The sequence below is a fragment of the Bacillus sp. FSL K6-2944 genome (assembly GCF_038005385.1).
GTDB classification, from domain to species: domain Bacteria; phylum Bacillota; class Bacilli; order Bacillales; family Bacillaceae_G; genus Bacillus_A; species Bacillus_A cereus.
The window spans coordinates 2,019,270-2,045,103 of the sequence record NZ_JBBOTE010000001.1 but is presented as its reverse complement, the minus strand read 5'-3'; the positions used below and the strand labels follow the sequence as shown (position 1 = coordinate 2,045,103).

Below are 25,834 nucleotides of genomic sequence, written 5' to 3'. Positions count from 1 at the left end.
AAACACATGGATAAACCTTGTAAAGGAGGGATACAAATGCATGCTTTGCCAAATCGTTTAGAAGAAGTCTTGGAAGAAGATATATATAAACGGGAAGATAAAGGTCAGGTGAATGAAGTAATAAATAGGTTAGGTGTAGAAGTGTCTAATACATTTAGAGAGTTTTATTATCGATTTGCAGGACCTTTTTGGGACGAGCACGTTCCTTATGAATTACTTGATATTATAGATGAAGAGAATAATATTGAATATTACACAATTATTGCTCGAAAGGAACATGGATTTCCTAATAAGTATTTAGTTTTAACGGAAATGACAGCAAATGCTGCATTGGTCCTTGATAGTGTAACTGATAAAGTTTACTCAGTAAATTTTGAAGGTGGAGATGAATTACTTTTAAATGGAGAATTAAAGGAGAGTTGGCCAACGTTTTATATGTTTTTGAAAGAATATTTCAAATGTTAAGTGTTGATGGGAGTTAACAATAAGCAGGGCCACCTTAGTAATAAGTGCGAGAGGAGTGACGGATAAATGACAATGAACGATTCAGTTTTTGGAGAGATTGAATATAATTATGCTTGGGGTAAGCGTATGCTTATAACTTTTATAGGCAATGTAACTGAGATTGATTTGATGATAGATGGTGAAGAAGATGAGATGTTTGATGAAGGGCAGTATGTAGCGTATCAATCATTAATAAAAAATTGGGAAGAGGTACAAACAAGTTTACTACAGTCTATATTAGGCTATTACAAACAAAGGAGATGTGAATTGGGATATGATATTGGAGTGCAAGAAAATTATCCATTAGTTGAAACAACTGATCAAATACTAGAGATGATCGGTTTAGAGGGTATTGTTGTTCCGTATGCAGATATTACGGAAGGGCGAGAGGTTGGAATTACATTTAATTGTACGTGGGATATAGAAAATGGTGTAGGAGTTCGATTATTAAATGAAAAGGTAATGGAAGTAGGTTATCAGGATATTATTTTTTAATATAAGTTAAAAGTAAATGAGGGGATATATAACCTGAATGAAAAAGGTATCAATCTTTATCAGATTGACACCCTAATACGAATCTTTTTTAACACCTTACATACTTACGCTTAAAACCAAGTCTTCCTCTATCAAGTTCTTTCTGAATACTCTCTGTAGCATTTAACAAACTGCTTTTTTTCTTATCACGTTTGATTTCAACTATACCAACTTCTTTTGCAGTCTCAACTGCCTTTTCGTGTAGTGGTACATATGAAATTGCCACGGTGTTTAGGAAATTATTCATAGCGGATTTTGTTCGTTCTGGAGAATGATGAATTGTATCTTTCACCATTTCAAGCATATCGGAAATTTTACTTTCGGAAAATTCATTGTCTTTGCGATTTCCTAATAGCCAACAGTAGCAACTCCAGCCGGCAGACATTTTAAGCTCGTCCCCACTTGCAATCCATTTATCAGCAACATCTTGTGCGATATTTGACTCCGATAAAGTTACTGCCACCACATAATCAGATAGCATATAAAAATATGCCCCGTCTATCCAGCGATCAAAATCAGACTCACTCATAGCTTTTGGATCGGCAATAATACCTGCAAAGTACATAGCATCGTAGTTGCCTGTGGCATAAAGTTCTTCAGCTAATTCTTGATTTAATTTTATTTTTTTAGCGATTGGTTTCATGGCACCTGTAGCTACTCCGAATACTGGCTCATGCGCACCGTTAGATATGTATATTTTTTTCGTTCGTTCCTTACCTAGAGCTTCAAGTTCTTGCATAACTGTTTTAAGATCCATAGTTTTGCAACTTCCTTTCTTCATGTGAAAGCCTTTTTAAGCTTTTCGTATTTCATATGTTAATACTAATTGTATTCAAAAGGTATGTCTACTTTCTAAAAGTATCGAAACTTGGTTTGAATTGTAGATGAAATAAAGAGCTAATTAAAAGAATGGTATAATATAGAAAAAATAAGTGATGAAAATTAAATAGGGGGAATTTAATTGGAAATAAAATTGAATCGATTATATAGAGAGATAGCGGAAACGGTTCATGCCATGATTCCAGAAGAATGGGAGAAATTTTATTTTTATGCACAAATATCAGAAGATGGAGGGGGAACTTACTTTTTCTATAACAACTTCAGAAATAAAGAAAATTATAAGTATAGTGTAGAAATTCCTTTTAAATACGAAGTTGATGAAGAGGAGTTTGAAAGGAAAGAAGATTTTTTATATAAATTGAGTAAGGAATTAAGAAATGTTTTCAAAGATAATCAGCAAGAGCTTTGGTACTCTTTTACAATGTCTCTGGAACATAGTGGGGAATTTAACATGCATTTCGATTATACAAATTGGTTCGATACAGAATATAGTTTTAGTGATCAGATGATTATTTGGAAACATAAATACTTAGGTGAAGTACCAATTGATGAAAATGATAAAGCGCTAATTCATAAGTATGACAATGAATTTCCGAATAATCCTATTTGACTGAAAGGAAAGAAGAAATGGTTTTTATAAAAATCATGAATTTTAAAGCGTAAGTTGAATGAGAATATATATTCATAATGGAGGACGCTATTAATGGAAGTACACGGAATGGTTTCAATATGGTTCGGTAATATGCAAACGCAAGATCAGTTGGATACATATATAGATGTTACGTATGATGAAGAAGGAGACTCTATACCAGCAAGATTTTTTGTTGATTTTAATATTGATATGATTGATGTAGATGAAGATTTTATTGAAAAGGAAGTGTTAGAAGAAGCGAGTGATGACATTTCTATGTTATTAACGGGATGTTCATATGATGATAAAATACTTTCTCGAATTAAGGAAGTAGTTAAATTAAATAAATCCTATAATTCTATCGTTTTAATTTATAATTTTCAATATGACAATTCAGTAAGTAATTGTGAAGGTTTTAATTTTGTAACTGCTACAAGTTATCTATAGTTAGAAGTAAAGTACAGTAGAATAAAAATGATTTGTATAGTTTTTCCAATAAATATTTGGTATGATGGTGAATGGGAAAAATATACAAGTTGTTAGTTTTTCAAAAAAGGGGGATTGAATTGAAAAGAACGCCTGAATTTGTATTAGGTTTAATTGGTGGCATTTTGGGAATTATTATTTCTATAATATTAATAGTTGTAGCGTTTAATATTATGGAAGGTGTTGATTACGAACTTTTAGCTTATTACTCTATTATTTTAACGGTTCAAATAGGGTTGTTCATTTTATCGTGTTTAGTAAACAAGGTTAATAATAAAGTTTATGGAGTTTGTATGATTGTGATTCCTATAGTTATGTTATTTATGTCATTATTCTTTTTACTTATTCCGACAATTTTACAAATTATATCTGGTTCATTTGCATTTAGAACATTAAAGTTAGAATCGAATGTAAGCTAAATATAATTATTAACGTCTGAATATTCGGTTTTTTAAACGTTTTCGTTTGCAGTTCAAATTAACATAAAGCACAAAGTTGTATGCTTTAGGAGGAGAAATAAATGATTATTTGGTCTGGTTGGGGTTTTTTAGTCGCAATTATTGTAATTATTAATACTCTTTTGGGTAAGGCTATCTTTGGATCTATAACGGGGGACGCTACATATTTTCAAGACCATAGTTGGCCAATGGCGGTAATGTTTATTATATCAGGGGTTATGTCTTGGTATTTAGGTAAATATATTAATAAGCCAGATGGTAAAGTTTATATAGATGCCGAAACTGGTGAAAAAGTTATGTTTAACAAAAAACACTCGCTATTTTTTATAAAAATGGAATATTGGGGACCAATTTTAGGAGTTATTGCAGTTGTAACTTTAATTACAAGATAAAAAAAGAGGATGGGTATAGTAAGAGTAATCTATTCAAGTAGAAGGAGAAATCAGTCATGAATGCAAAGAAACTACTAGGGGTAGCAGTTCCGGTCATGTTGTTATTTGGTTGTGGAGTTTCTGAGAAAACGAACACTTCTAAACAGGAGAAAACGGAAGAGTCTAAAGTAAAAGAATCGAAGTCTAATAGTAAGAAAGAAAAAGTTTCAAAGGAAGACTATCCTAATAAAGTGTATAAATTAGGGGTAGAGTTTGATAAGTTGTTTGCGGAGCATAACAATATTACAAGAGAGGTTTTTGACGGTAAGAAAAAGAAATCAGATATAGTAGATAGTGTGAAAGAATTAAATAAAGTGTTAGATAAATTTGAGTCGATAGATCCCCCTGCAGAGTATGTAAATCAACAAAAGGATTTTGAAAAAGCAATTGGTTATTTTAGAGAGTCTTTTTCTTTAATAAATGAAGTATTCACCCGAAAAGAAAAAAGAGAAAAAGGCGATAAGACTGATAAAGAGTTAATGGAGAAATCCGAAAAGTTAGTGAAAGAAGGAGATATTTACTGGCTTAAGGCATTCAAAGATCTTGAAGGGGATATTAAAATCGGTGACGGTACAGTATCTGTGAAAGATTTGAAAGAGTTAGATAAGAAAGCTGGAATTAATACGGATAACGTTATGAAGAATGTGAAAGATGGTACGGAATTAATCGGTAATTGGGGATTCAAAGGAACAGACGGTTTCATTATGTCACTTATTCTAAAAGGTGATAAGACATTTGAAACGTATGGTAAAGGTGAGTATCCAAATAAAAAGAATTATATTGAAGGCACTTGGGAATATGATAAGGAAGCTTTTACAATCTATTTACATCTCAATAAACGTTTAGTAGACGGTGTAGAAGATACAATTCAAAAAAAGAAAATAGCATATAAAGTTCAAGATTATGATGGGGAAAACTTGCAATTATTTAATGAGACGTCATTTCATACAATTAAGTATGTGAAGCAAAGTTAAAGTTATGTAGGACTAGGTTTAAATGGCCTAGTCCTTCATTAAAGAGTGGGTATGTAAAGAATATGTTATCTTTCGTTCTGTTTACTTAATATCATGTTATTCTTTAATAGAGTAATAAATGGAGTTTTGCATTAAATATATGAGGTTGGTTACAAATGATAAAGAAATTTACTAGATTAGTATTAATAGTGGTTATCCCAATCAGTCTTATTACAGGTTGTGGGACTGCTGAAAAAACTGAAGCACAAAAGCCGAAAGCGGTACAAACGGAGAAAAAGGACTATATGGATTACTCATATGGTAGCAAAGGTATATTAGTAAGTGGCAAAGCGAAAGAACGGCAACAATACGAGATTGGATATATGGATGATAATAAATTAATTGGGATTGATGAAAATATTGAAGACTGCATTATTTTAGATAATAAAGATGAAGCAGGTCTCATTTGGAAACAAATAGAGCGAGGATCTATTATTGAAGTGCAATACGGTAAGGATCGCAATGATATCGTAGGCGTGCAATTCGTAGGAGATCGTGAGTCATATGAAATTAGTGATAAGTTTGATCGGAATACGATAAATGAGATTGTTGAAAACGTTAAAGGGAATTTGTAATAGATGTATTTCGATAGTATAGGATCTCTTATTATGAAATTGTATGCCAGTTATTTGTCTAAGTTTAAATTGATTATTTTGACGGTATTTGTAATTAGTTGTAAAATAATGTTTGTTGATGAATTTTATAAAAAGTATGTTAGATGAAATTCATCTGTAGGGATGACATATAAATATTTTCTTAATGGGTATAAAATATGATAATTTAAATATACGAATAAAAAGAAAATGCATTAAAAGTACATAGTAGATTCATATTTTAAAAAATTAATGTGACAATAAAGGGAGGTTGAGATACATACACGGCGGGAATGTGTATGTATCTATTATAATAATGAATAAGACAATCAAACAACAAGTAATCGCACTATCAACAAGTCTAGTGATTTTAGGGAGCGTACCTTTATCAGCATCAGCAGAAGAGATCAACAAATCTCAAACTGATCAACTTAATATTGCCCAAGGAGAACACGGAACGAGCGGATTAAATTATTCTAATTTCAAGTTGGAAGTTCCTGATCATGTACAAATTAACGAAGCAGAAGTATCTGAAAATGAAAAAATGCTTTTAGAAGAATATAAGCATAAACATGATGAAACAGAAGAATTAAACAAAATGCAGGATACTAAGAAGGGACAAGTAGCAGAAAAGGAAGCTATTTCAAACATTGAAAAGGCATTTGAATCTGTAGATGGTCGAAATGATGGATCTGATCGTCAAATGAAACCTGTTGCAAAGCCAAGAGGTATTCAATATAGTGCACAGAGTACGAAGAAATATGGAACACTTGCAGGAGTTCCATTTGTGGAGTGGATTGTTCCAGCAGGAAATCCTGATATTCGTCCTGCGAATCCGATGAAAGCACGTTACATTACAATCCATGAGACCGCAAATACAGCCGCTGGTGCTAATGCTGAAAATCATGCGAAATATTTATACAAGCAAGCAACTGAAGGCACTTTCCGAACAGCTTCATGGCATTTTACTGTAGATGATAAACAAATTTATCAACACTTACCAACAAACGAAAATGGTTGGCATGCAGGAGATGGAGATGGTTCAGGAAACAGGGAGTCTATCGGTATCGAGATTGCGGTTAACCAAGACGGTGATTACAATAAAGCGTTAGAAAATGCAAAACGACTTGCAGGTTATTTAATGAACAAAGAAGGAATTGGTGCAGATCATATATACAAGCATCAACAATGGAGTGGGAAAAAATGTCCTGACATTTTAATTTCACGAGGTAATTGGGCTGGTTTCGTACAAGGAATTCAGTGGTATGCAAATATAAATGCGCAGATTGATACGCCTTTACAAGATAAAAATGACTCATTTAATCCAAATGAAAATAATCCAGCTGAACCTAGCATGGAACTAGTGGTAAATGGTAGTGGCATCAATGTACGTAGTGATGCGGGCATTGAACATCGTGTTGTACGTAAAGCTTCAAACGGAGATCGTTACAAAGTATTAGCGGTTAAAAATGGTTGGTATAAAGTAGGTAATGGAGAATGGATTTTCTATGACCCAAGTTGGATTAAAATTAACTACAATGTACCAAAGGAAGAAGTACAAAAGCCTAAGGAAGAAGTACAAAAAACAAAAGATGATATTACAGGTGGATGGTTTGAAGGGCATATTCGTAAATTAAACAGTCTAGGTATTATGCAAGGCGAAGGCAATGGTGTATTTGCTCCATATCGAAATGTAACGAGAGCGGAGTTTGCGAAATTAATCTCGAATGCTCTTAAACTACCAGAGGGAAATAAGTCATTTGTAGATATTAATGAGGCACATCCATCACTTCATGACGGTATTAAACGTTGTGCAAGTGCAGGAATTATTAATGGTCGTGGTGAAGGGATTTTTGATCCTAACGCACCAATTACTCGTGAAGAAGTATCTATTATGATTGACAAAGCATTACGATATAAAGGAATTACAGGTGAGTTAGTAGCATTACCATTTACAGATAAGCATTTAATAACATACAAAGAATCGGTTCAACGATTATACAGTTTAAAGGTAGTTAATGGTATTGGAAATAATGAGTTTGATCCTCGAGGCACAGCAACTCGTGGTCAGGCGGCTGCCTTTATTGTGAAGATGTTAGATTCAATGCAAAAATAAAATGAAACTTTAATCAGTGAGGGCCACTCGCATTGCAATCAAGCAGTTTATTCACCAAATTTTGAAATGAGAGTTTTACTGCCCGCAAATAGCAGAAGAAATTGTATGTAGAAGCTGACATTGGTAGAAGTAAAAAATAAGAAGAATTTGAAAGGAGCTATCCAAAATAATAATTTGGAATAGCTCCTATTTAGTAGGAAGAACAATTGTATTTGATAGATTGTAATGTAGAATGCCCTTCCAAGCCCCTCATAAGCCCCTACCAAGTAATAAATCACTAAGAAAAAACAAAAGCAAAAACAAAAACAACTACAAGAACAAAACAAGCGCGAAAAAATGAAACCGGCGTTGTAGTAGTAAAAAAATTGTAATTCGAATGCCAAAACCATTCCCGCATTCCTATCTTTATAATGAAGGATTAAAATTTTCCTATTTACTAGCAAAGAGTGGAGGGAAACATATGGCGGTATACCGTAATGTGCAGGTGAACTTTTGGCAAGATGAATTCATATTAGATTTAACGCCAGAGGAGCGTTATTTTTACATATATTTGTTAACTGGTACGAAAACGAAGCAATGTGGTATCTACATATTACCGAAGCGTGTGGCAGAGCTTGAAACAGGTTATAGTATGGAGACTGTTGAGAAGTTGCTAAACAGGTTTGTTGAGTATGGAAAGATTCTATATGATACGGAAACGAAAGAGGTATTCATAATAAATTGGTTACACTATAACCCTATTTCAAATACGAATGTGGAGAAGTGCGTATTACGTGAGTTAAAGACTATAAAAAGTAATGAGTTCATACATATATTTTTACGTAAATGCCTTGAAAAAGAATACAAGATTCCATTAGTACTGCAGCATTTTGGTATGCCAAAAGAAGAGGATAATAGTAGTTCACAAGTAGTTATTGAAGAGAAAGAAGAAACGGAAGAGATAGAGGTGGAAACCATAGAAGAGGACGTTCCAAATAGTGAAGTTTATAAGTTTTATGAACAAAATATTAGTAGTTTATCCCCATATATTGTGAAGGAATTGAAGAATTGGATACAAAGACTTTCTGGAGAGAAAGTGTTAGAGGCACTTAAAATTGCGTTTGAAAATAATAAGAAAACGTTAGCTTATGTGAAGGGGATTTTGAGGAATTGGTGTAAGAAAGGACGAGTAGATTTTAGTGAAGGAATGCATAGGAGAGAAGTATTTGGTTCGTATGATCCATAGTTTGGATAAGGATTTTTTCTAGTCTAAAAGGTTCTTTTACTATAGAAGCGAATAGTGTGAGAAAGGGGTGGTTATATGGAAGTCGTTATAAAGAAGAAACGAAAAAGGGGAAAAAGAATTTTTATTTGGGCTAGTAGTATCGTTCTTTTGTTAGTTATTTCCGCTGCGATTTTTTTGAACATATATACGCTGAAATCTATGCCAAAGATAGATGGAACGATAAAGCTAGAGGATTTACAACAGGCTGTTACGGTGAAGCGTGATAGTAAAGGTGTACCGCATATTAGATCGGAAACTGCACATGATTTATATTTTTCACAAGGATATGTGCAAGCGCAAGATCGTTTGTTTCAAATGGACTTAAGTAGAAGACAAGCTTCTGGTATGTTAAGTGAAGTTGTTGGGGAAGCAGCTGTTGACCGAGATAAATTGTTTCGAACACTCGGTTTACGGCGAGCGGCCGAAGCTTCAGTTAGTCAATATAATGGAGAAGCGAAAGATGCCCTGCAGTCATTTGCTGATGGGGTGAACGCTTTTATACGTGAGGCGAAAAAGGAAAAGAAATTACCAGTTGAGTTTACTATATTAGGTTATGAACCTGCTGAGTGGTCAATTGTTGATACTTTAACGATTGGGAAGTATATGGCGTTTGACTTAGGAGGACATTGGCACGGACAGGCATTTCGATATTGGGCGCTGAAAAATCTTCCGAAAGAGCAAGCGAATGAGCTATTTCCTGCATATCCGAAAGATGCTCCTAGATTGCTAGCTGAACTGAAAAATACAAATGTGGACGTAGCACAAAGTTTTTCAAAAACGATAATTCCGCCGGAGTTTAACGGTAGTAATAACTGGGTTGTGAGCGGTGAGAAGAGTGCGTCAGGTAAGCCAATTTTAGCAGATGATCCTCATTTATCTCTTGCGACGCCTTCTATTTGGTATCAAACGAGACTTGAAATGAAAGGTTTAAATGTGAGTGGCGTTATTTTCGCTGGAGTACCAGGTGTTATATTAGGACACAATGACAAAATAGCGTGGGGTGTTACGAATACAGGGCCTGATGTGCAAGATTTATATATTGAGAAGAGAAATCCTAATAATGAAAATGAATTTCTGTATAACGATAAATGGGAGAAAGCTACCGTTGTAGACGAGTCTATTAAAGTAAAAGGCGGGAAGACAATTCCTTATAACGTTACGATTACGAGGCATGGACCAGTAATTTCAGAGTTTGCGGATAAGGGGAAGGAGAAAACGAAAACAGTATTCTCTTTAAAGTGGACAGCTTTAGAACCGTCAGCTGAGTTAAAAGCTGTATTAAATATGAACAAAGCAAAAGACTGGAATGAGTTTGAAACCGCTCTTCAAGATTTTCATACACCAACCCAAAACTTTGTGTTTGCATCAAACGACGGCACAATTGCTTATAAAGCGAATGGAAATATACCAGTGCGTAAAAAAGGTGATGGTAGCTTACCTGTTCCAGGATGGACAGATGAATATGAATGGGAAGGGTATATCCCGTTTGATCAACTTCCAAAAGTAATTAATCCAAAACAAGGGTTTATTTCAACTGCGAATAATAAAATTGTTGATGATGATTATCCGTATCATATTAGCAATACGTGGGCGCAGCCATATAGGCAAATGCGTATTCAAGAATTTTTGCAAGAGAAGGAAAAGTATACGGTGAAAGATTTAGAAGAGTTACAGATGGATCAAAAGAATTTATATGGGAAAGAGTTTACTCCTATATTTTTAAAAGAGTTAAATAAAGCATCTTTAAATGAGGTAGAGAAAGAAGGCGTAGACCAATTAACAAAGTGGAATTTTTACGATAGTAAAGATGAAGCAGCACCATTAATATTCCATTTGTTAATGAAAGAGATTTCAAATACGTTATTTTCAAAAGAAATACCGAAAGATGTAATGGAGTTATTTGAAGGGAAGTCACAAGTTGTTGATGAATTGATTCGAAAAGAAGTAGCGGGAGAAAATAGCGTTTGGTTTACGAAGTACGGAGGTTTCACAAAAGTTGTGCATACATCGTACGAGAATGTAATGAAGAAATTGCAGAAGGAATATGGACCCGATATTGGAGAGTGGAGGTGGGGCGATTACCATCAACTCGCTTTTACACATCCAATTTCGAAATCATCGAGTATGTTAGCATTACTCGCTTTTAATCGTAAGAAACCAGTTCCGATTGGTGGGAGCCAAGTTACCGTGCAAGCAGCGAGTTACGGCGAAAACGGCATTGTAAATCACGGGGCGTCTTGGAGATTCATTATTGATACGAAAGATATGTCAAACGGTTATCATATCGTAGGGCCAGGACAGTCGGGCCATTTTAGAAGCGATTGGTATCATGATCAAATAGATGATTGGGTAAATGGCACGTATCATACGACTACATTGAATACGGAGGGGATAGAGGGGAAGGTGCTAAATTTAGAACCGAAGTGATAGGGTGTTTTTGTTTGTGGAGGGAACTAGTAATACTCTTTTTGATAATGAAAGCTTATCATTTAGAACATAACCCAGTTCTTAAATAATTTTAACAGCCAGCCTACTATCATTTAATTTGATAGTAGGCTGTTTCCATCTTCGAAATACGCTGTAGCAACTTCTTCAGGATTACGATTATTTCCACATGCTGTAAGTGCTGTAACTAATAAAGTCATTACAACTATTAACATGATCATTCCAGTTTTGAGGGGAATTAGTTAACAAAGACTAGGTATTATTTGCAACAGAACTGTTCCTCTATCCCCCTTGTTTCATCATTTTTCTAGGCCAGCCAACTTGACAAATGTTTTTTTATCAAACTACAATGAAAATCATTATCAATAATATAGGGAGGATACTTTGGTCAATAAATGAAAAACAATATATTTATAGGTTAATAATCAGATTTTGTTAAGTTGTATGTACTATTTTTAGTTTAGCGTTTCCCAGAATGTACACCAATTAATCTCGCGAATTACAAGAAAACTATTATTGAAATGAGGCGTGTATTGTGAAGTTAGACGTGAATGAGTTAGCAGAGTATCTTGCCAATACTCCTTTCCCAGTAGAAGGAGTATATCGTTATGCTAAAAATCCAGGTGTGCCTTTTGCTGAGTCTACAGATTCTTTCCCAGGATTTGTATTTCCAATTACAGGGAAGACGCAATTTCAATTTAATGGTACGCCGTATACTCTTTCCCCAGGAAAAGTTATACATGGGGGTGCAAAAATGACATTAGCCCATAAAATGCTTGGTGAAATAAACTGGGAATATATTCTTGTTTTATATCGGATAAGCAATTCAGAACGAGAAGACTCTGGCTTTACTCATCAGCATTTTGAATTATTAACAGGACAATCTCCTCGTCTTGTCGAATTACTTATGCGTCTTTGGGATGTATATAATCAGCGTGGAGGCATTTCGATGTTTCAGACCGAAATGCTGTTTCGCGAAGCGTTGAATGAAGCTTTATTAAGTGTTTTCAATAGAGAAAGCAATTATGAGTCGCATACTTTATTCGAACGAATATCTAGTTACGTTCGTAAATACTATTATAAAGATATTACAATTCATACACTTACAGAACAAAATAATGTTAATCGAAATCGTCTTTCTTACGTGTTTAGAAAGCATGCAGGTATGGGGGCAGCAGAATATTTATTGAACTATCGTATAAAGATGGCTCAAAAAATGTTATGTACAAGTGATGTGCCTGTACAACAAATTGCGCAGGCTGTTGGAATCGCAGACCCTTTTTATTTTAGTAGAGTTTTCAAGAAGCGAGTTGGCATTTCGCCTACTAAATATCGCGAGAAGTTCATCAATAATCCATACTAATGTCAACATGGGTCCATTCTTATTTGAAAATCACTGTTCTATACTTATGGAGAGTTAAAGGAAACATTGGATTGAAAGTACTTTCATTGAAATCACTCCTTTGTACTATCTGAATGAAAAGTTCTGGCCGGAGCATTTTCTTTTTAAGCGTAATAACGACTTTTTTACTTATATTACTGTAATATAGTGGAATTTGAAAGTGAGGAGGGATTATTATCCATTACCAACCTATTAAACTAAATGACGAGTTATCTAAAATTAACGATTATTGGTATCCACAAGTGATTGGTGAAATGAATGACGATCAAATTCAGCTTTTTAAAGCTAATGGAGATTTTATATGGCATGAGCATCCTAATACAGATAAGCTATTTATTGTGCTTGAAGGGGAGATGTTCATCGATTTTCGTGATGGACAGGTGAAAATTTCTAAAGGCGAGATGTTTATTGTCCCGAGAGGCGTTGAGCATAAACCTTTCACTGAAAAGGAATCCCATATCATGTTGGTAGAGCCTAAAAGGGAAATGGATTGATAATTGTAAAAAGATAAAAAAGGAGCGGAAATCCGTTCCTTTTTTATTTATCTTACTATTTTTAGGAGCTTAGTATGAGTAAGATGTGAATAAAGGATGAATAGCATTTTTATCAATAAAAATTTATTGGATTTTTTGTGGAATATATATGAAACGTTGTATAAAATAATCAAGAAAGCCAAAAATTATAGGGGGAAAGTTGTGAAGAAAAATAAGAGTTTAATAAGCTTTTTAGGAGTGTTTCTTATGTTGTTTTCTTTTTGTTTTCAAGGAAATGTACAGGCAGATGTAAATACTGTTCAATCTGGAAAAATCAAATCAGGAAACGTAACAGTATGGGAAGTTGGAAATGTAGCGAAAGTATTAGCGGATGTGGAGCGCTTAAATTTAAATACAGTAAATGTACCGATTCAAGTAGATATCCCAAATGTGACTTCTACTAACATGGTAATTAATCAAGCGCAAAAGCAACAAGCTATTATTTTAATTCAAGAATTATTAAAGCGTAATATTCAAGTTATAGTGGAACCGTTCCCGTATATTCAGCAGGGGAATGTTGGAGAGACAGAATGGAACCCAAGTAACATTAATGATTTCTTCTGGAATTGGAAGACGGTTATTCTGCAAGATATTTTTAATTCCATTACAAGTAAATACAATGTGTATGGACTAAAGATTGCTTCTAATTTCGTGAATATGGAGTATGCAGAAGGATACTGGAGCGATACAATTGATTTTGTTCGTAATCAGTATAAAGGAAATGTTTTGTATCAAATGAACTGGTGGTTAACAGCAAGCTGGGACCCTTCTTATGAAGCGAAGTTTAAAGAGAAAATCAATCGCCCGTATTTAAAAAAGGTGGATATTGTTAGCATAGACAGTTGGTTTGAAGTTTCAGGAAAAAGAAATCCAACATATGAAGAAGTGAAGCAAAGTTTATTTGCGACAACAGTATATAATCGTGGGCAAAATGTTGTTCAGCAATTGGAACAATTACATAATGCAACAGGAAAGCCAGTTTACTTCGGTGGATTTAACGTTCCAGCACGTGAACTTGGATTACAAAATCCATGGAATCCAGATGTTTCAAATGTGTTTTCGAAGGATGTGCAATTAAATGGATGGCGTGCTTACCGCGATGTATTAGAACCGAAACCATATTTTAAAGGTTTTTCAATTTGGTTTATTGGCTCTAATGATAGTACACATGCGTATCAAATACATAGTAAAGAAGCAGAGGCAGTTATTAACGGGTGGTACAGAAAATAAATTTTATAAAATAGGTAAGTTTTAAAGTTTACTACATATATTTTTAGTGAAAGGCCTTTCACCATCTTATCACCTAGGGGGCAATCATAATGAAATTTTTGTCTTACCTTACAGTAATTTTGGTGATTCTTGGCGGTTTGAATTGGTTATTTGTAGCGTTAGATTACAATGTAGTTGAGAAATGGTTTGGTTCTATGCCGGCGCTTGTGGACACTATTTATTGGCTCATTGGTCTCTCTGCTATTTATCAAATTTTTGATCGGTTCTTTACGAACGACTAGCTATTATTCTTTTATTATTAGAGTGTTAAGTACGATTATGTACTTAACACTTTTTTATATGACCATAAAAAAGTCTGCACTTGCAAGCGATTCCATCGCGTCTTGCGCCCTAATAATAGAAAACAAATTGACCGTATATTATATTTTAGGTTATAATTCAGAAAGTTTAAAAATATCCAAATGAAAAATAGGGAGGTTATGAAGGTAATGGAGAGAGTCTATAATTTTTCAGCAGGACCATCAATACTCCCTTTGCCAGTTTTAGAGAAAGTGCAAAAGGAGCTTTTAAATTATAACGGGACAGGCATGTCAATTATGGAAATGAGTCATCGATCTTCTTATTTTCAAAGTATTATAGAGGAAGCGAGTAACTTACTTCGTGAATTAATGAGCATCCCTGATGAGTATGAAGTTTTATTTTTACAAGGCGGTGCGTCATTACAATTCTCTATGATACCACTGAACTTAATGAATACGTATAAAAAAGCTGGATACGTACTAACTGGCTCATGGTCTAAAAAGGCACTGCAAGAAGCCGAAAAAGTTGGGGAAGTACAAGTGATTGCTTCTTCCGAGCAAGAGAAGTTTACTACGATTCCTAAACTGGACGGTTTACTAAGCGATGAAAAACTAGATTATGTACATATTACAACGAATAATACAATTGAAGGGACAAAATATGTGGACATTCCACATGTAGAAAGAGTGCCGCTCGTTGCGGATATGTCCTCAAATATTTTATCAGAGCGATATGATGTTTCGAAGTTTGGTCTTATATATGCGGGGGCGCAAAAGAATTTAGGACCTGCGGGCTTAACGATTGCTATTATAAAAAGAGATTTAATTGGGGGAGCAGATCGCTCTTGTCCGACAATGTTAAATTATGAAACTTACAGTAAAAATAACTCCTTATATAATACACCGCCGTCCTTTAGTATTTACGTAACGAAACTTGTACTAGAGTGGTTGAAAGAGCATGGCGGAGTATCTGCGATTGAAGAACAAAATAGAATGAAATCTTCACTTCTTTATAATTTCTTAGATGAATCAAAATTGTTTACTTCACCAGTTGATCCTACGTATCGATCACTTATGAACATTCCGTTTACAACACCGTCAGAAGAGCTGAACAATGAGTTTTTACAAAAAGCGAAAGAACGAGGACTTGTTACGTTAAAAGGGCATCGATCAGTCGGTGGTATGCGCGCTAGTATTTACAATGCGATGCCAGTACAAGGCGTACAGCAATTAGTAAATTATATGAAGGAATTTGAGCTTGAGAATAGATAGGGAGATGGGGATATGTTTCGTGTTCAAACGTTAAATCAAATTGCAGAAAAAGGTTTGCAAGTTTTTACTGAAGAACGTTATGAAGTAGGAGATAGAATCAATCATCCAGATGGAATTTTGCTTCGTAGCTACTCTTTACATCAAGAAGAGTTTTCAAAAGACTTAAAGGCGATTGCAAGAGCTGGCGCTGGTGTAAATAATATTCCTGTCGAGCGATGTACAGAAAAAGGAATTGTAGTATTTAACACGCCGGGGGCAAATGCAAACGCTGTAAAGGAACTTATTATTGCCAGTCTTATTATGTCTTCACGTAACATTATTAATGGTGTAAGTTGGACGAAAAACTTAGAGGGTGAAGAAGTACCACAGCTTGTTGAATCAGGAAAAAAACAATTTGTTGGATCAGAAATTGCAGGGAAACGTCTAGGTGTTATCGGACTTGGCGCAATCGGTGCTTTAGTTGCGAACGATGCGTTAGCGTTAGGGATGGATGTTATCGGATATGACCCTTACATTTCAGTTGAAACAGCTTGGCGTCTTTCTACACATGTGCAAAGAGCATTTAGCCTTGATGAAATTTTTGCAACATGTGATTATATTACATTGCATATTCCTCTTACGAATCAAACGAAGGGGATTATTGGGGAACACGCTGTAGAGAAGATGAAAAGAGGGATGCGTCTATTTAATTTCTCTAGAGGAGAACTTGTAGATGAAAAGGTTCTTCAAAAAGCATTAGAAGAAGATATTATTACACATTACGTAACGGACTTCCCGAATGAAAATGTAATAAAGATGAAAAATGTAACAGCGACGCCTCACCTTGGTGCATCTACGTCTGAATCAGAAGAAAATTGTGCAGTAATGGCAGCACGTCAATTACGTGAATATTTAGAGACAGGAAATATTCGTAATTCAGTAAATTATCCAAACGTAGAATTGCCGTATATCGGAAAGAAACGAATTACAATTATGCATCAAAACGTCCCGAATATGGTAGGGCAAATTACAGGATGCTTAGCGGAACATCATATTAATATTGCCGATATGATTAATCGTAGTAAACATTCTTGGGCATACACAATGATTGATATCGATAACGGAATTGATGATATAATAAAAGAGAATATTGTAGAAAATATAAGCAAAATTACAGGTGTTGTAGCCGTTCGAATGATTGTGTAAAGGAGAGAGGAATGTGGCAAAAATACGACCGTTTCGGGCCATTCGTCCAGTAGAGGAAAAAGCGGCACAAGTGGCAGCTTTACCGTATGACGTATTAAATAGTGAAGAGGCAAGGGAAGTTGTAAAAGGGAATCCATATTCTTTCTTGCATGTTGATAAAGCAGAAATTGATTTAGACCCGGCGCTTTCACCGTATGATGATCGCGTGTATGAAAAAGCGGGAGACAATTTAAAGCAATTTATACGAGAAGAAGTGTTCATACAAGATGAAGAGCCAGCGCTATATATTTATGAACTGACGATGCAAGGAAGAACGCAGTCAGGCCTTGTCGTTTGTACATCTATTGATGAGTATGAAGATGATACAATTAAAAAACATGAAAGAACACGTCATGAAAAAGAGCTAGATCGTATTCGCCACGTAGATGTGTGTGACGCCAATACAGGCCCAATCTTTTTAACGTACCGTACAAAAGATGAAGTAAAGCATTTAATTAGAAGCTGGAAAGAAGAACATGCGCCAATTTATACATTTACAGCAGAAGACGGTGTTAAGCATGTTGCGTGGAAGATTGCAGATGAAGATGTAATTACGACTTTAGTAAACGCATTTGAAGATATTCCTAATCTTTATATTGCAGATGGGCATCACCGTTCTGCATCAGCTGCAAAAGTAGGACTTATGCGAAGAGAACAATATCCAAATTACACAGGAGAAGAGGAATTTAATTTCTTCTTATCGGTTCTATTCCCTCATGATGAATTATCGATTTGGGACTATAACCGAGTTGTGAAAGATTTAAATGGCTTATCAGAGGAACAGTTTTTAAATCAAATTACGCAGTACTTTTATGTAGAAGAAGCAACTGTTTCTCCGTATAAACCAAATGAGCCCAAATCATTTGGTATGTATGTAAATAAGAAGTGGTATAAGCTTACTGTGAAAGAAGAAACGTTTGATGCGAATGATCTTGTTAGAGGTTTAGATGTATCTATCCTGCAAGATCATTTATTAAGCCAAGTACTTGAAATACATGATCCGCGTTCTGATTCACGTATCGATTTTGTCGGAGGAATCCGCGGATTAGAAGAACTAGAACGCCTTGTGAACAGCGGCGAATACAAAGCAGCATTCGCATTATATCCGACATCTATGGAAGATTTATTAGCAATCGCAGATGCCGGTGAAGTCATGCCGCCAAAATCAACGTGGTTTGAACCGAAACTGCGTAGTGGGTTGTTTGTTCATTCTTTAAAGTAAATATTGACTTCTATAGTTTTGAAAAACCGAAATGATTTGAGTTTCGGTTTTTCTTATTTTACAAGTGTTTTTGAGGAGGGGGATCGATGAAATTGCAAGTAGGCGAAAAAATTACCTTTGAAAGAACTTTTACGAGAGAGGATGTTGTTTTATTTACAGAAGTATCTAAAGATGAGCAGGGGAGATTTGTTGTACAAGGCCTATTAACATCAACACTACCTACAAAAATTGGCGGAGATTATAACGTACTAGCTCGTCAACAAAAAGGACATTCCGAGTATTACAAGAAATGTCCTTTCTGCTAAAATGTAAGGTATTTTGCTAAAATTCAAACTCTAAAATTAGTTTACTAGTTTGACCTGTAAACTGATAATTATAGGACCCTCTCAGATTTTCTAAGTTACCGGTAGCTTTAATAATTGTTCCTGGGGAATCTAAATTTCCTTTATCAAATATTCCTTGCTCTATAGCTGTGAATGTCCCTTGTTGCCCCTTATAAATTCCTTCAAAGTGTAAAAATCCAGAAATTTTAGCCGTAGCCAAGTGACCATCATTTATATTTGAGTCTAGATAATATAATAAGTATTCAACAAAAGCTTTTCCTTTTAATTCTCCATCAATATCATATTCAACATGGGCAATATTAATAGGGAAATCTTTTCTAGTATCATCAATTAGTTTTTCATCCCATTTACTTACTGTAAATGTTACTTCCATACACGTAAATCCCCCTTTATCATTAGATAAGTAATCTCCATATCATTTAAAAAGTACTAATTCACAGTCATATCTTATAGGAGTGTTTTTATTTATTTGAGCCCTGTCATATCGTTATCTTATCTCAGAATCACCTGCGCCTCCCCATGAAGGACTTACTGTTGTCACGGTGTCTCCTGCTTGTAACCTCTTTGGTTTTATTAACATGTTAACTCCGCTGCTACAGAATGTAATGGACTACGATTATACAAACTGTATCATTGAAAAACATGATGTATGACATTAGTTTCTTCATCATCAATCCGTTTACCTGCTGGGATTCAAGAATTCAGTCTTAGTGTTGAATATAGGAATAACCGATTTATATTTGAAAATCAAAGTATGCATCATTGCATGAGGAAAACGGTTGTTATTTTTATAACCTGTAACTATAATGATTACAGGTTGGTCGATACCAATCAAAAAAATAAAATCATCATGAATGGAGATGTTACATATGGGTATGAAAAAAATAATTTTAGCAGGTGCTTTAGGAATCGCAGCATTATCAGGAACAAATTTACCAGGATTAGAACTAACAAAAGCGAGTGCAGCTTCTATTGAATCGAATTTCTCGACGTTAGAAGGACGAGTAGTAGAAGTAGATAACGGTGTGATTGTTGTAAAATCTAAGCAATATGAGGAACCTGTTAGTGTGTATATTGATTCACTTTCAAACGTGAAAGTAGGAGATGAAGTAAAAGCTACTGGATCTATGATGCGTAATTTTACAGAATATATGGTTGCAACTGCAGTTGAAAATACAACAAACAAGTTAGGTATGCACATGAAAGAAGATGGCTCACCTAATTATGTAATTGGAGAAGTATCAAAAGTAGGAACGATGGAAGATGAGGGAGATGGTGCTACTAAATATGTTGTAGTTGAGTATCCATCGTTAAATGGGAAGAAAGATATTATTGATGTTTTCTTAACAAAGGGACAAGTATTTAATGTGGGTGAGAAAGTGAAAATTGATATGAAGTATGTAGGGTGGGGCGGAAGTTCTATTAACTGGAACACAGTTGACCATATTGAAAAAGTTCATGAAGCAAAGACGAACACTGAAAATAATGATGATGTATGGATTTGGTCTTAATAAGGCGAGTATAGGTCGTTATTTGCAATTTTCTCCAAACAATATATGTAAAAACTAAATGTATCATGCAGTACCCATCTAATTCTCATTGCGTATGACAATTAGATGGGTACTTTTTTATTTGAAATTTGTGCAAGTCAATGTTCAGCATTTCTTTTTAAGAGTAAATTACGGGTGAAATTAAAACTTTATTTGCAGTACATAATAAATAATGTTGATTTTTTATCTTATATTAAAATAAAAACAAACCACTGTTCGATTTGAATATTCCACGATATAATAGTGAGAGTTTATGGCAGAATAAATATTTACATAAGAAGTGAGGTACTGTATGAAAAAAAGAACGACAGACATTATTTTTATTATTATCGGTGCATTTCTTTTTGCGTTAGGTGTCAATTTATTTGTTATTCCGAACGAGTTTGGTGAGGGCGGGGTAACAGGTATCACGATTATTACGTACTATTTATTTGAATGGTCACCAGGTTTAGTCAATTTAATTTTAAATGCGATTTTGTTAATAGTCGGCTATAAATTTTTAAATAAGATTACAACGATTTATACGATTATCGCTGTAGTGACTAACTCGCTATTTCTTCATTTAACAGAAGGCTGGACGATTGCTTCTGATGAAATGCTCGTAAATGCCATTTTCGGTGGAATATTTATCGGGTGTGGTATTGGTCTTATCATTCGCGTTGGTGGAACAACTGCAGGTACTACGATTTTAGCGAGGATGACACATAAATACTTAGGCTGGAGTATTAGCTATGGTCTACTGTTCTTCGATTTAATCGTTGCGTTTTCATCTTATTTCATCATTGGTGCAGAAAAACTGATGCTGACAATTATTATGTTATATGTAGGAACGAAAGTAATGGAATTTGTAATTGAAGGCTTAAATCCGAAAAAGGCCATTACAATTATTTCTGATAAACCAGATGAAATTGCCGGGAAGGTGACGACTTTAATGGGTAGAGGGGTTACTGTGTATTCAGGTCATGGCTATTACACGAAAACTCCGAAGGACATTCTTTATGTTGTTATTAATAAGCAAGAAGTAGTGAAGCTAAAGCGGATTGTTCAAACTACGGATCCGGCTGCCTTCATCGCTATACACGATGTTCGTGACGTATTCGGAGAAGGATTCGTTGATATTTCGAAGGCTTAAAAATTGTTTTTGATTAAAATAATCTTAATACTAAAACGTGAGAATCTATTTTGAATAATCTTTTTTCAAAATAGATTCTTTTTCTTTTTCTTGCAAAAAATCCAATTGTTTCTTAATGTAGTGATGTAGAAGGATGAACGAGAGAGGGTTTAATGAAGATGATACATATTTTATTAGCTGATGACGATAAACATATTAGAGAGTTATTGCATTATCATTTACAAAAAGAGGGGTTTAAAGTTTTTGAGGCGGAAGATGGAAAGGTAGCGCAAGACGTATTAGAGAAGGAAAACATTCATCTTGCGATTGTAGACATTATGATGCCGTTTGTTGATGGTTATACGTTATGTGAAGAAATTCGGAAGTATCATGATATTCCTGTTATTTTATTAACTGCGAAAGACCAGTTAGTGGATAAAGAAAAAGGATTCATTTCTGGTACAGACGATTATATCGTAAAACCATTTGAGCCAGCTGAAGTCATTTTCCGTATGAAAGCTTTATTACGTCGTTATCAAATGCTGAGTGCAGATATTATTACGTTGCACGGAACGACAATTGATCGAAAAGGTGTGGAAGTAAAGTGTAACGGTCAAACAATTTTGCTTCCTTTAAAGGAATTTGAGCTATTATCACAACTTGCTAGTTATCCTGGAAGAACATTTTCAAGAGAAGAGTTAATTGAACTAGTATGGGGAATGGATTTTGAAGGGGATGAACGAACAGTTGATGTTCATGTGAAAAGGCTCCGAGATCGTTTCTCAAAACGAACGGATGATTTTCAAATTACGACAGTACGCGGACTCGGATATAAGTTGGAGCTGAAATAAAATGAAATCACTATATTCTAGATTTGTATTTATGACGGTCGGTATTATGCTACTTAGTAGTATTATCGGCTTTTTATTAACGAACGTATATTATCAAGTGAAGTTAAAACCGTATAATAGTGAAAAGATTTTAAAGTATGCGGAAGAAGTTAAGTCATTATATGAAAAGCAAAGTGAAGAAAATCAAGAGGCATACTTACAATCTATTGCGAAGTTAGGGTATGAAATTTATATTGTAGATGATCAAAAGAATGGAAAGCGTATCGGCAATGCGTTTCGTAAGACGTCTATTAGCGATGCTACTGTTCATAAAGTATTGCAAGGGGAAACGTTTAATGGTGTTTCTACGTATCCAACGCGTCTCTTTATTACCGGTTTTTTCGATAATGAATTAATAAATAGTGTCGGTGTACCGGTAAAGCACGGTGATAAACAGTACGCTTTATTTATTCGTCCCGACATTCAGAACCAATTTGGCGAGATGCGAATTTTCTTAGCGGTATTACTTGGGTTTATCGTACTATTAAGCATTATCTTTATAGTGATTGCAGCAGGTTACATCGTTCGCCCAATTCGTAAATTTACGAAGGCTACGCAAAAAATTGCGAGTGGGGAATATGAAATTGAATTAGACGTAAAACGAAAAGATGAAATAGGAACGTTATCTACAAGCTTCCAAAAGATGACGAAGAGCATTAAAGAACTAGATGAAATGAGACAAGAATTTGTTTCGAACGTTTCACATGAATTCCAGTCGCCGCTTTCTTCCATACAAGGTTTTTCAAAAACGTTGCAAACAGAAAAGATGAGTGAGGAAGAAAGAAATCATTACTTACAAATTATTGAAGGCGAAAGTAAGCGAATGTCTAGTTTATGTAAACAGTTACTTACGCTCGCTTCATTAGATAAGGAGGAAAAGGTTTTACAAATAAAAGACTTTTCCTTACAAAAACAAATTAAAGACGTCATTTTTATGCTTGAATGGAAATGGCGGGAAAAAGATATCGCCGTTGAATTTGATGTGCCAGACATTACAATTCAAGGTGATGAAAACTTACTTCATCAAGTATGGAGTAACATTTTCACGAATAGCATTAAGTTTTCAAACGATGGTGGAACGATTGAGTTTTTCGTGGAAGAGTTAGAGTCTAGCGTTATAATTTCTATATCAGACAACGGAATCGGTATGGAAAAAGAAGAAATGGATCGTATTTTTGATCGTTTTTATAAGGTGGATACAGCGAGAGCACGAAACGTAGAAGGTAGCGGTTTAGGGTTATCAATCGTGCAGAAGATTGTTGAACTGCATAAAGGGACCGTTTCGGTATATAGCACGAAAGGGGAAGGGACGACTGTTCGGGTTGAACTTCCTAAATAGATGAAAGAGGCTGTTTGGGAACAGCCTCTTCTTTTTTTGTCGCTAGTATACGTGTAAAATGAAAAAATATGAGTCATTTTAATTGCATAATCGGATGAGTTTATGGAGTGGGATTAGGAGGAAGTTTATTTAAAAATGTAGAATCTCTACAGAGTTAGAGGAAGTGTATTAAAACTTGAACTGTGTAGGGAGGAAATTACTTTGAAACGAATTGACTTGTTATTAAATAAACTAGATTCAACATTCGATAAAGAGAGTTGGTATGCACCGTTTAAACATGCTATAGAAGGACTTACAGCTGAACAGGCTATGTGGAAACCAGCTGGAGAGACAACGAATACCATTTGGGAGAATGTTAATCATCTCACTTATTACAAAGAAAGACTTGCTGCAAACTTGGAAGGACGTGAATGGACATATAATCTTGACGGTAATGACACCTTTTATCTTACTAAGCAATCTAATAATGATACGGAATGGAAGGAAGTCGTTGAACGCTCTGAAAATGCTCAGCGTAATTTAAGACAGGTATTAAGTGCAATTTCTGAAAGAGAGCTTGAACAAAATTCACTTGAAGGTAAATTACTGGACATCATGCTTCATGATGCTTATCATACAGGCCAAATTATTCAATTAAGGAAAATGCAGGGGGCATGGCCATCAAAGCGTTAACGGCACCTTTTAGTTGGTGCTATTGTTGAATAAATTTTAGATATTCAAACGACTTTATTGTTATATTTTTAACCCCGTCCCCAATTTAGAACGGGGTTATGTTTGGTTGCTATAAAGCCGCACCTTTCCCGCGTTCTTCCTTAAACCGAAGCTCAAAAGTATCCGCTGTAATTTCATCAGCTTTTGGAAAAGCCCGTAATTTCGGATGAAGTAGCCATACGAGGGAAATGAATAAAATCCCAATGCTAGCAAGCGCGAAAATAAGTTGGCTACTATATACATTCGCAGTGTATCCGCCAATTAAAGAGCCGAGTGGCATAGCAATTGTGCCCATGCTTCGTGTGACTGAATTGATACGCCCAAGATATTGATTTGGAATTACAATTTGACCAATAGTCGCAAATAATATGTTGGTCGCACCAATTGGTATCCAAGCTAAGCCGAATAAAAAAATGGATAACCATTGAAACGGTACAACTGTAGAGAGAAACCAAAAGAAAGCGCCAGTTGCAAAGCTAATAATGGAGACACGGCCAACATTATGTTTACCAACCCATGAACTGAATAGTGCTCCAATTAAACAACCGGCGGATATAGCGGCTAAAAAGAAACCATATAATTTTACACCGCCTAAAGAATCAGCGAAAGAAGGGAGTATTGCCATCGTCATACCGATTGAAAAATTAGCGACAACGGAACCGATTAAGAATACGCCCATTAAGGAACGGAAGACAATTGAAAAACCTTCTTTTAAATCAGAGAAATATTGTTTAGTTGAAAGTGATGTGCCCGTTTCGGTTTGCTTTGGTATTTTCAATGAAAAGAACAAAAGGGCAGTAATCGCGAATGTGAAAGAGTCAATTACATATAAAGTGATCGCGCCAAATAGTGCTACTAATATTCCAGAAAGCGTCGTACAAATTAAATCAATGCCTTGATACGCAAATGAGAAGAGAGAGTTTCCTTTTAATAATTGTGTTTTATGCAGTAGAAGTGGTAAAGCTTTCGATTGTGCGGGATAGGCGAATTGTTCAATAAAGGCTACGATAGGCATAATGATGAGTAGTAGTTGGACTGTTAATAGATCGAAGTAGTGTGTAATAGGAATGATTAAAATAAGAATGCATTGCAGAACTTGTGTAATGACGAGGGTGTTTTTAATGGACCATCTATCAACGAATGGACCAGTAAGAAATTGAAGTGCAGAAGGTAATAATGTAAGAAAACCAGCTAATCCAGAATAAAAAGGATTACCACTTAGCTTATATACGAGCCACATCGCGGCTACATAATACAAACTATCTCCTATGTTTGTAAAAATTCTCCCTAAAAATAATAAGAGGAAATTCCGGTTTTTTAATATGTCCACTTTATCTACTCCTTTATAATAAATTTATTCGGTAAAATAAATTTGACCGTATCAGTAAAAAA

General features: G+C 34.8%; 26 protein-coding genes and 1 pseudogene. 24 read left to right on the top strand and 3 right to left on the bottom strand.

Annotated features, from left to right (window positions below; genetic code table 11):
* Positions 1–36: 36 nt before the first annotated feature.
* Both MHH55_RS10280 and MHH55_RS10275 read left to right on the top strand, forming a co-directional pair.
* The gene (locus tag MHH55_RS10280) at positions 37–465 is read left to right on the top strand and encodes an SMI1/KNR4 family protein (RefSeq protein WP_000543093.1); all 429 of its coding nucleotides are present in this window, start codon (positions 37–39) and stop codon (positions 463–465) included.
* A gap of 66 nt (positions 466–531) precedes the next feature.
* The gene (locus MHH55_RS10275) at positions 532–999 is read left to right on the top strand and encodes a DUF6985 domain-containing protein (protein ID WP_074555345.1); all 468 of its coding nucleotides are present in this window, start codon (positions 532–534) and stop codon (positions 997–999) included.
* 88 nt (positions 1,000–1,087) lie between these two features.
* Here MHH55_RS10275 and MHH55_RS10270 read toward each other — a convergent pair whose 3' ends face one another.
* Positions 1,088–1,795 (bottom strand): DNA alkylation repair protein, encoded by a 708-nt coding sequence (locus tag MHH55_RS10270; protein ID WP_000364669.1) that lies wholly within the window; start codon positions 1,793–1,795, stop codon positions 1,088–1,090.
* Positions 1,796–1,999: 204 nt separating this feature from the next.
* On the opposite strand from MHH55_RS10270, the gene MHH55_RS10265 reads away from it, so the two are divergent.
* The 17 genes and pseudogenes from MHH55_RS10265 to MHH55_RS10185 form a co-directional block, all read left to right on the top strand.
* A complete protein-coding gene (locus MHH55_RS10265; protein WP_000403547.1) occupies positions 2,000–2,488 on the top strand; it encodes an antitoxin YezG family protein in 489 nt (162 codons plus the stop codon).
* A gap of 93 nt (positions 2,489–2,581) precedes the next feature.
* Complete coding sequence (locus MHH55_RS10260; RefSeq protein ID WP_000451794.1) at positions 2,582–2,956, top strand: immunity 22 family protein; 375 nt, start codon at positions 2,582–2,584, stop codon at positions 2,954–2,956.
* Positions 2,957–3,075: 119 nt separating this feature from the next.
* Positions 3,076–3,414, top strand: coding sequence for a DUF4064 domain-containing protein (locus MHH55_RS10255; protein WP_000831724.1), 339 nt, complete (start codon positions 3,076–3,078; stop codon positions 3,412–3,414).
* Positions 3,415–3,515: 101 nt separating this feature from the next.
* Positions 3,516–3,845 (top strand): hypothetical protein, encoded by a 330-nt coding sequence (locus MHH55_RS10250; RefSeq protein WP_000587854.1) that lies wholly within the window; start codon positions 3,516–3,518, stop codon positions 3,843–3,845.
* A gap of 56 nt (positions 3,846–3,901) precedes the next feature.
* Positions 3,902–4,858 (top strand): DUF3994 domain-containing protein, encoded by a 957-nt coding sequence (locus MHH55_RS10245; protein ID WP_000992202.1) that lies wholly within the window; start codon positions 3,902–3,904, stop codon positions 4,856–4,858.
* A gap of 155 nt (positions 4,859–5,013) precedes the next feature.
* Complete coding sequence (locus MHH55_RS10240) at positions 5,014–5,472, top strand: hypothetical protein (RefSeq protein WP_000591637.1); 459 nt, start codon at positions 5,014–5,016, stop codon at positions 5,470–5,472.
* Positions 5,473–5,806: 334 nt separating this feature from the next.
* Positions 5,807–7,606, top strand: coding sequence for an S-layer homology domain-containing protein (locus MHH55_RS10235; RefSeq protein ID WP_139362430.1), 1,800 nt, complete (start codon positions 5,807–5,809; stop codon positions 7,604–7,606).
* Positions 7,607–7,982: 376 nt separating this feature from the next.
* A complete protein-coding gene (locus tag MHH55_RS10230) occupies positions 7,983–8,831 on the top strand; it encodes a DnaD domain protein (protein WP_139362429.1) in 849 nt (282 codons plus the stop codon).
* A 75-nt stretch (positions 8,832–8,906) separates the two neighbouring features.
* Positions 8,907–11,297 carry a penicillin acylase family protein gene (locus tag MHH55_RS10225; RefSeq protein ID WP_078186528.1) on the top strand — a complete coding sequence of 797 codons (2,391 nt, stop codon included), beginning with the start codon at positions 8,907–8,909 and terminating at the stop codon, positions 11,295–11,297.
* A gap of 553 nt (positions 11,298–11,850) precedes the next feature.
* The gene (locus MHH55_RS10220; RefSeq protein ID WP_078186529.1) at positions 11,851–12,678 is read left to right on the top strand and encodes a helix-turn-helix transcriptional regulator; all 828 of its coding nucleotides are present in this window, start codon (positions 11,851–11,853) and stop codon (positions 12,676–12,678) included.
* Between the two features lie 293 nt (positions 12,679–12,971).
* A complete protein-coding gene (locus MHH55_RS10215; RefSeq protein ID WP_000997182.1) occupies positions 12,972–13,211 on the top strand; it encodes a cupin domain-containing protein in 240 nt (79 codons plus the stop codon).
* A 201-nt stretch (positions 13,212–13,412) separates the two neighbouring features.
* The gene (locus tag MHH55_RS10210) at positions 13,413–14,480 is read left to right on the top strand and encodes a glycoside hydrolase family 113 (protein ID WP_000739788.1); all 1,068 of its coding nucleotides are present in this window, start codon (positions 13,413–13,415) and stop codon (positions 14,478–14,480) included.
* Between the two features lie 89 nt (positions 14,481–14,569).
* Positions 14,570–14,761 carry a DUF378 domain-containing protein gene (locus MHH55_RS10205; protein ID WP_000670804.1) on the top strand — a complete coding sequence of 64 codons (192 nt, stop codon included), beginning with the start codon at positions 14,570–14,572 and terminating at the stop codon, positions 14,759–14,761.
* A 207-nt stretch (positions 14,762–14,968) separates the two neighbouring features.
* On the top strand, positions 14,969–16,051 hold the full coding sequence (serC, locus tag MHH55_RS10200) for a 3-phosphoserine/phosphohydroxythreonine transaminase (RefSeq protein WP_078186530.1): 1,083 nt from the start codon (positions 14,969–14,971) through the stop codon (positions 16,049–16,051).
* Positions 16,052–16,063: 12 nt separating this feature from the next.
* The gene (locus MHH55_RS10195) at positions 16,064–17,236 is read left to right on the top strand and encodes a 3-phosphoglycerate dehydrogenase family protein (RefSeq protein ID WP_000490228.1); all 1,173 of its coding nucleotides are present in this window, start codon (positions 16,064–16,066) and stop codon (positions 17,234–17,236) included.
* Positions 17,237–17,249: 13 nt separating this feature from the next.
* Positions 17,250–18,497 (top strand): DUF1015 domain-containing protein, encoded by a 1,248-nt coding sequence (locus MHH55_RS10190; protein ID WP_078186531.1) that lies wholly within the window; start codon positions 17,250–17,252, stop codon positions 18,495–18,497.
* 86 nt (positions 18,498–18,583) lie between these two features.
* A pseudogene (locus MHH55_RS10185) lies at positions 18,584–18,757 on the top strand (dehydratase); the annotation flags it as partial.
* A gap of 61 nt (positions 18,758–18,818) precedes the next feature.
* On the opposite strand, the gene MHH55_RS10180 reads toward MHH55_RS10185, so the two are convergent.
* Positions 18,819–19,214, bottom strand: coding sequence for a DUF3224 domain-containing protein (locus MHH55_RS10180; RefSeq protein ID WP_000454079.1), 396 nt, complete (start codon positions 19,212–19,214; stop codon positions 18,819–18,821).
* 496 nt (positions 19,215–19,710) lie between these two features.
* Here MHH55_RS10180 and MHH55_RS10175 point away from each other — a divergent pair, with 496 nt between their 5' ends.
* The 5 genes from MHH55_RS10175 (at position 19,711) to MHH55_RS10155 (ending at position 24,403) form a co-directional block, all read left to right on the top strand.
* A complete protein-coding gene (locus MHH55_RS10175; protein WP_078186533.1) occupies positions 19,711–20,352 on the top strand; it encodes an ATP F0F1 synthase subunit alpha in 642 nt (213 codons plus the stop codon).
* A 331-nt stretch (positions 20,353–20,683) separates the two neighbouring features.
* On the top strand, positions 20,684–21,523 hold the full coding sequence (locus MHH55_RS10170) for a YitT family protein (RefSeq protein WP_000747496.1): 840 nt from the start codon (positions 20,684–20,686) through the stop codon (positions 21,521–21,523).
* Positions 21,524–21,675: 152 nt separating this feature from the next.
* Complete coding sequence (locus MHH55_RS10165) at positions 21,676–22,353, top strand: response regulator transcription factor (protein ID WP_000781961.1); 678 nt, start codon at positions 21,676–21,678, stop codon at positions 22,351–22,353.
* Between the two features lies 1 nt (position 22,354).
* Positions 22,355–23,731: a sensor histidine kinase gene (locus tag MHH55_RS10160; protein ID WP_078186534.1), complete on the top strand. Its 1,377-nt coding sequence runs from the start codon at positions 22,355–22,357 to the stop codon at positions 23,729–23,731.
* A gap of 201 nt (positions 23,732–23,932) precedes the next feature.
* A complete protein-coding gene (locus tag MHH55_RS10155) occupies positions 23,933–24,403 on the top strand; it encodes a DinB family protein (RefSeq protein ID WP_078186535.1) in 471 nt (156 codons plus the stop codon).
* A 109-nt stretch (positions 24,404–24,512) separates the two neighbouring features.
* On the opposite strand, the gene MHH55_RS10150 is transcribed toward MHH55_RS10155, so the two are convergent.
* Positions 24,513–25,772 (bottom strand): MFS transporter, encoded by a 1,260-nt coding sequence (locus MHH55_RS10150; RefSeq protein WP_078186536.1) that lies wholly within the window; start codon positions 25,770–25,772, stop codon positions 24,513–24,515.
* Between the last annotated feature and the right edge of the window lie 62 nt (positions 25,773–25,834).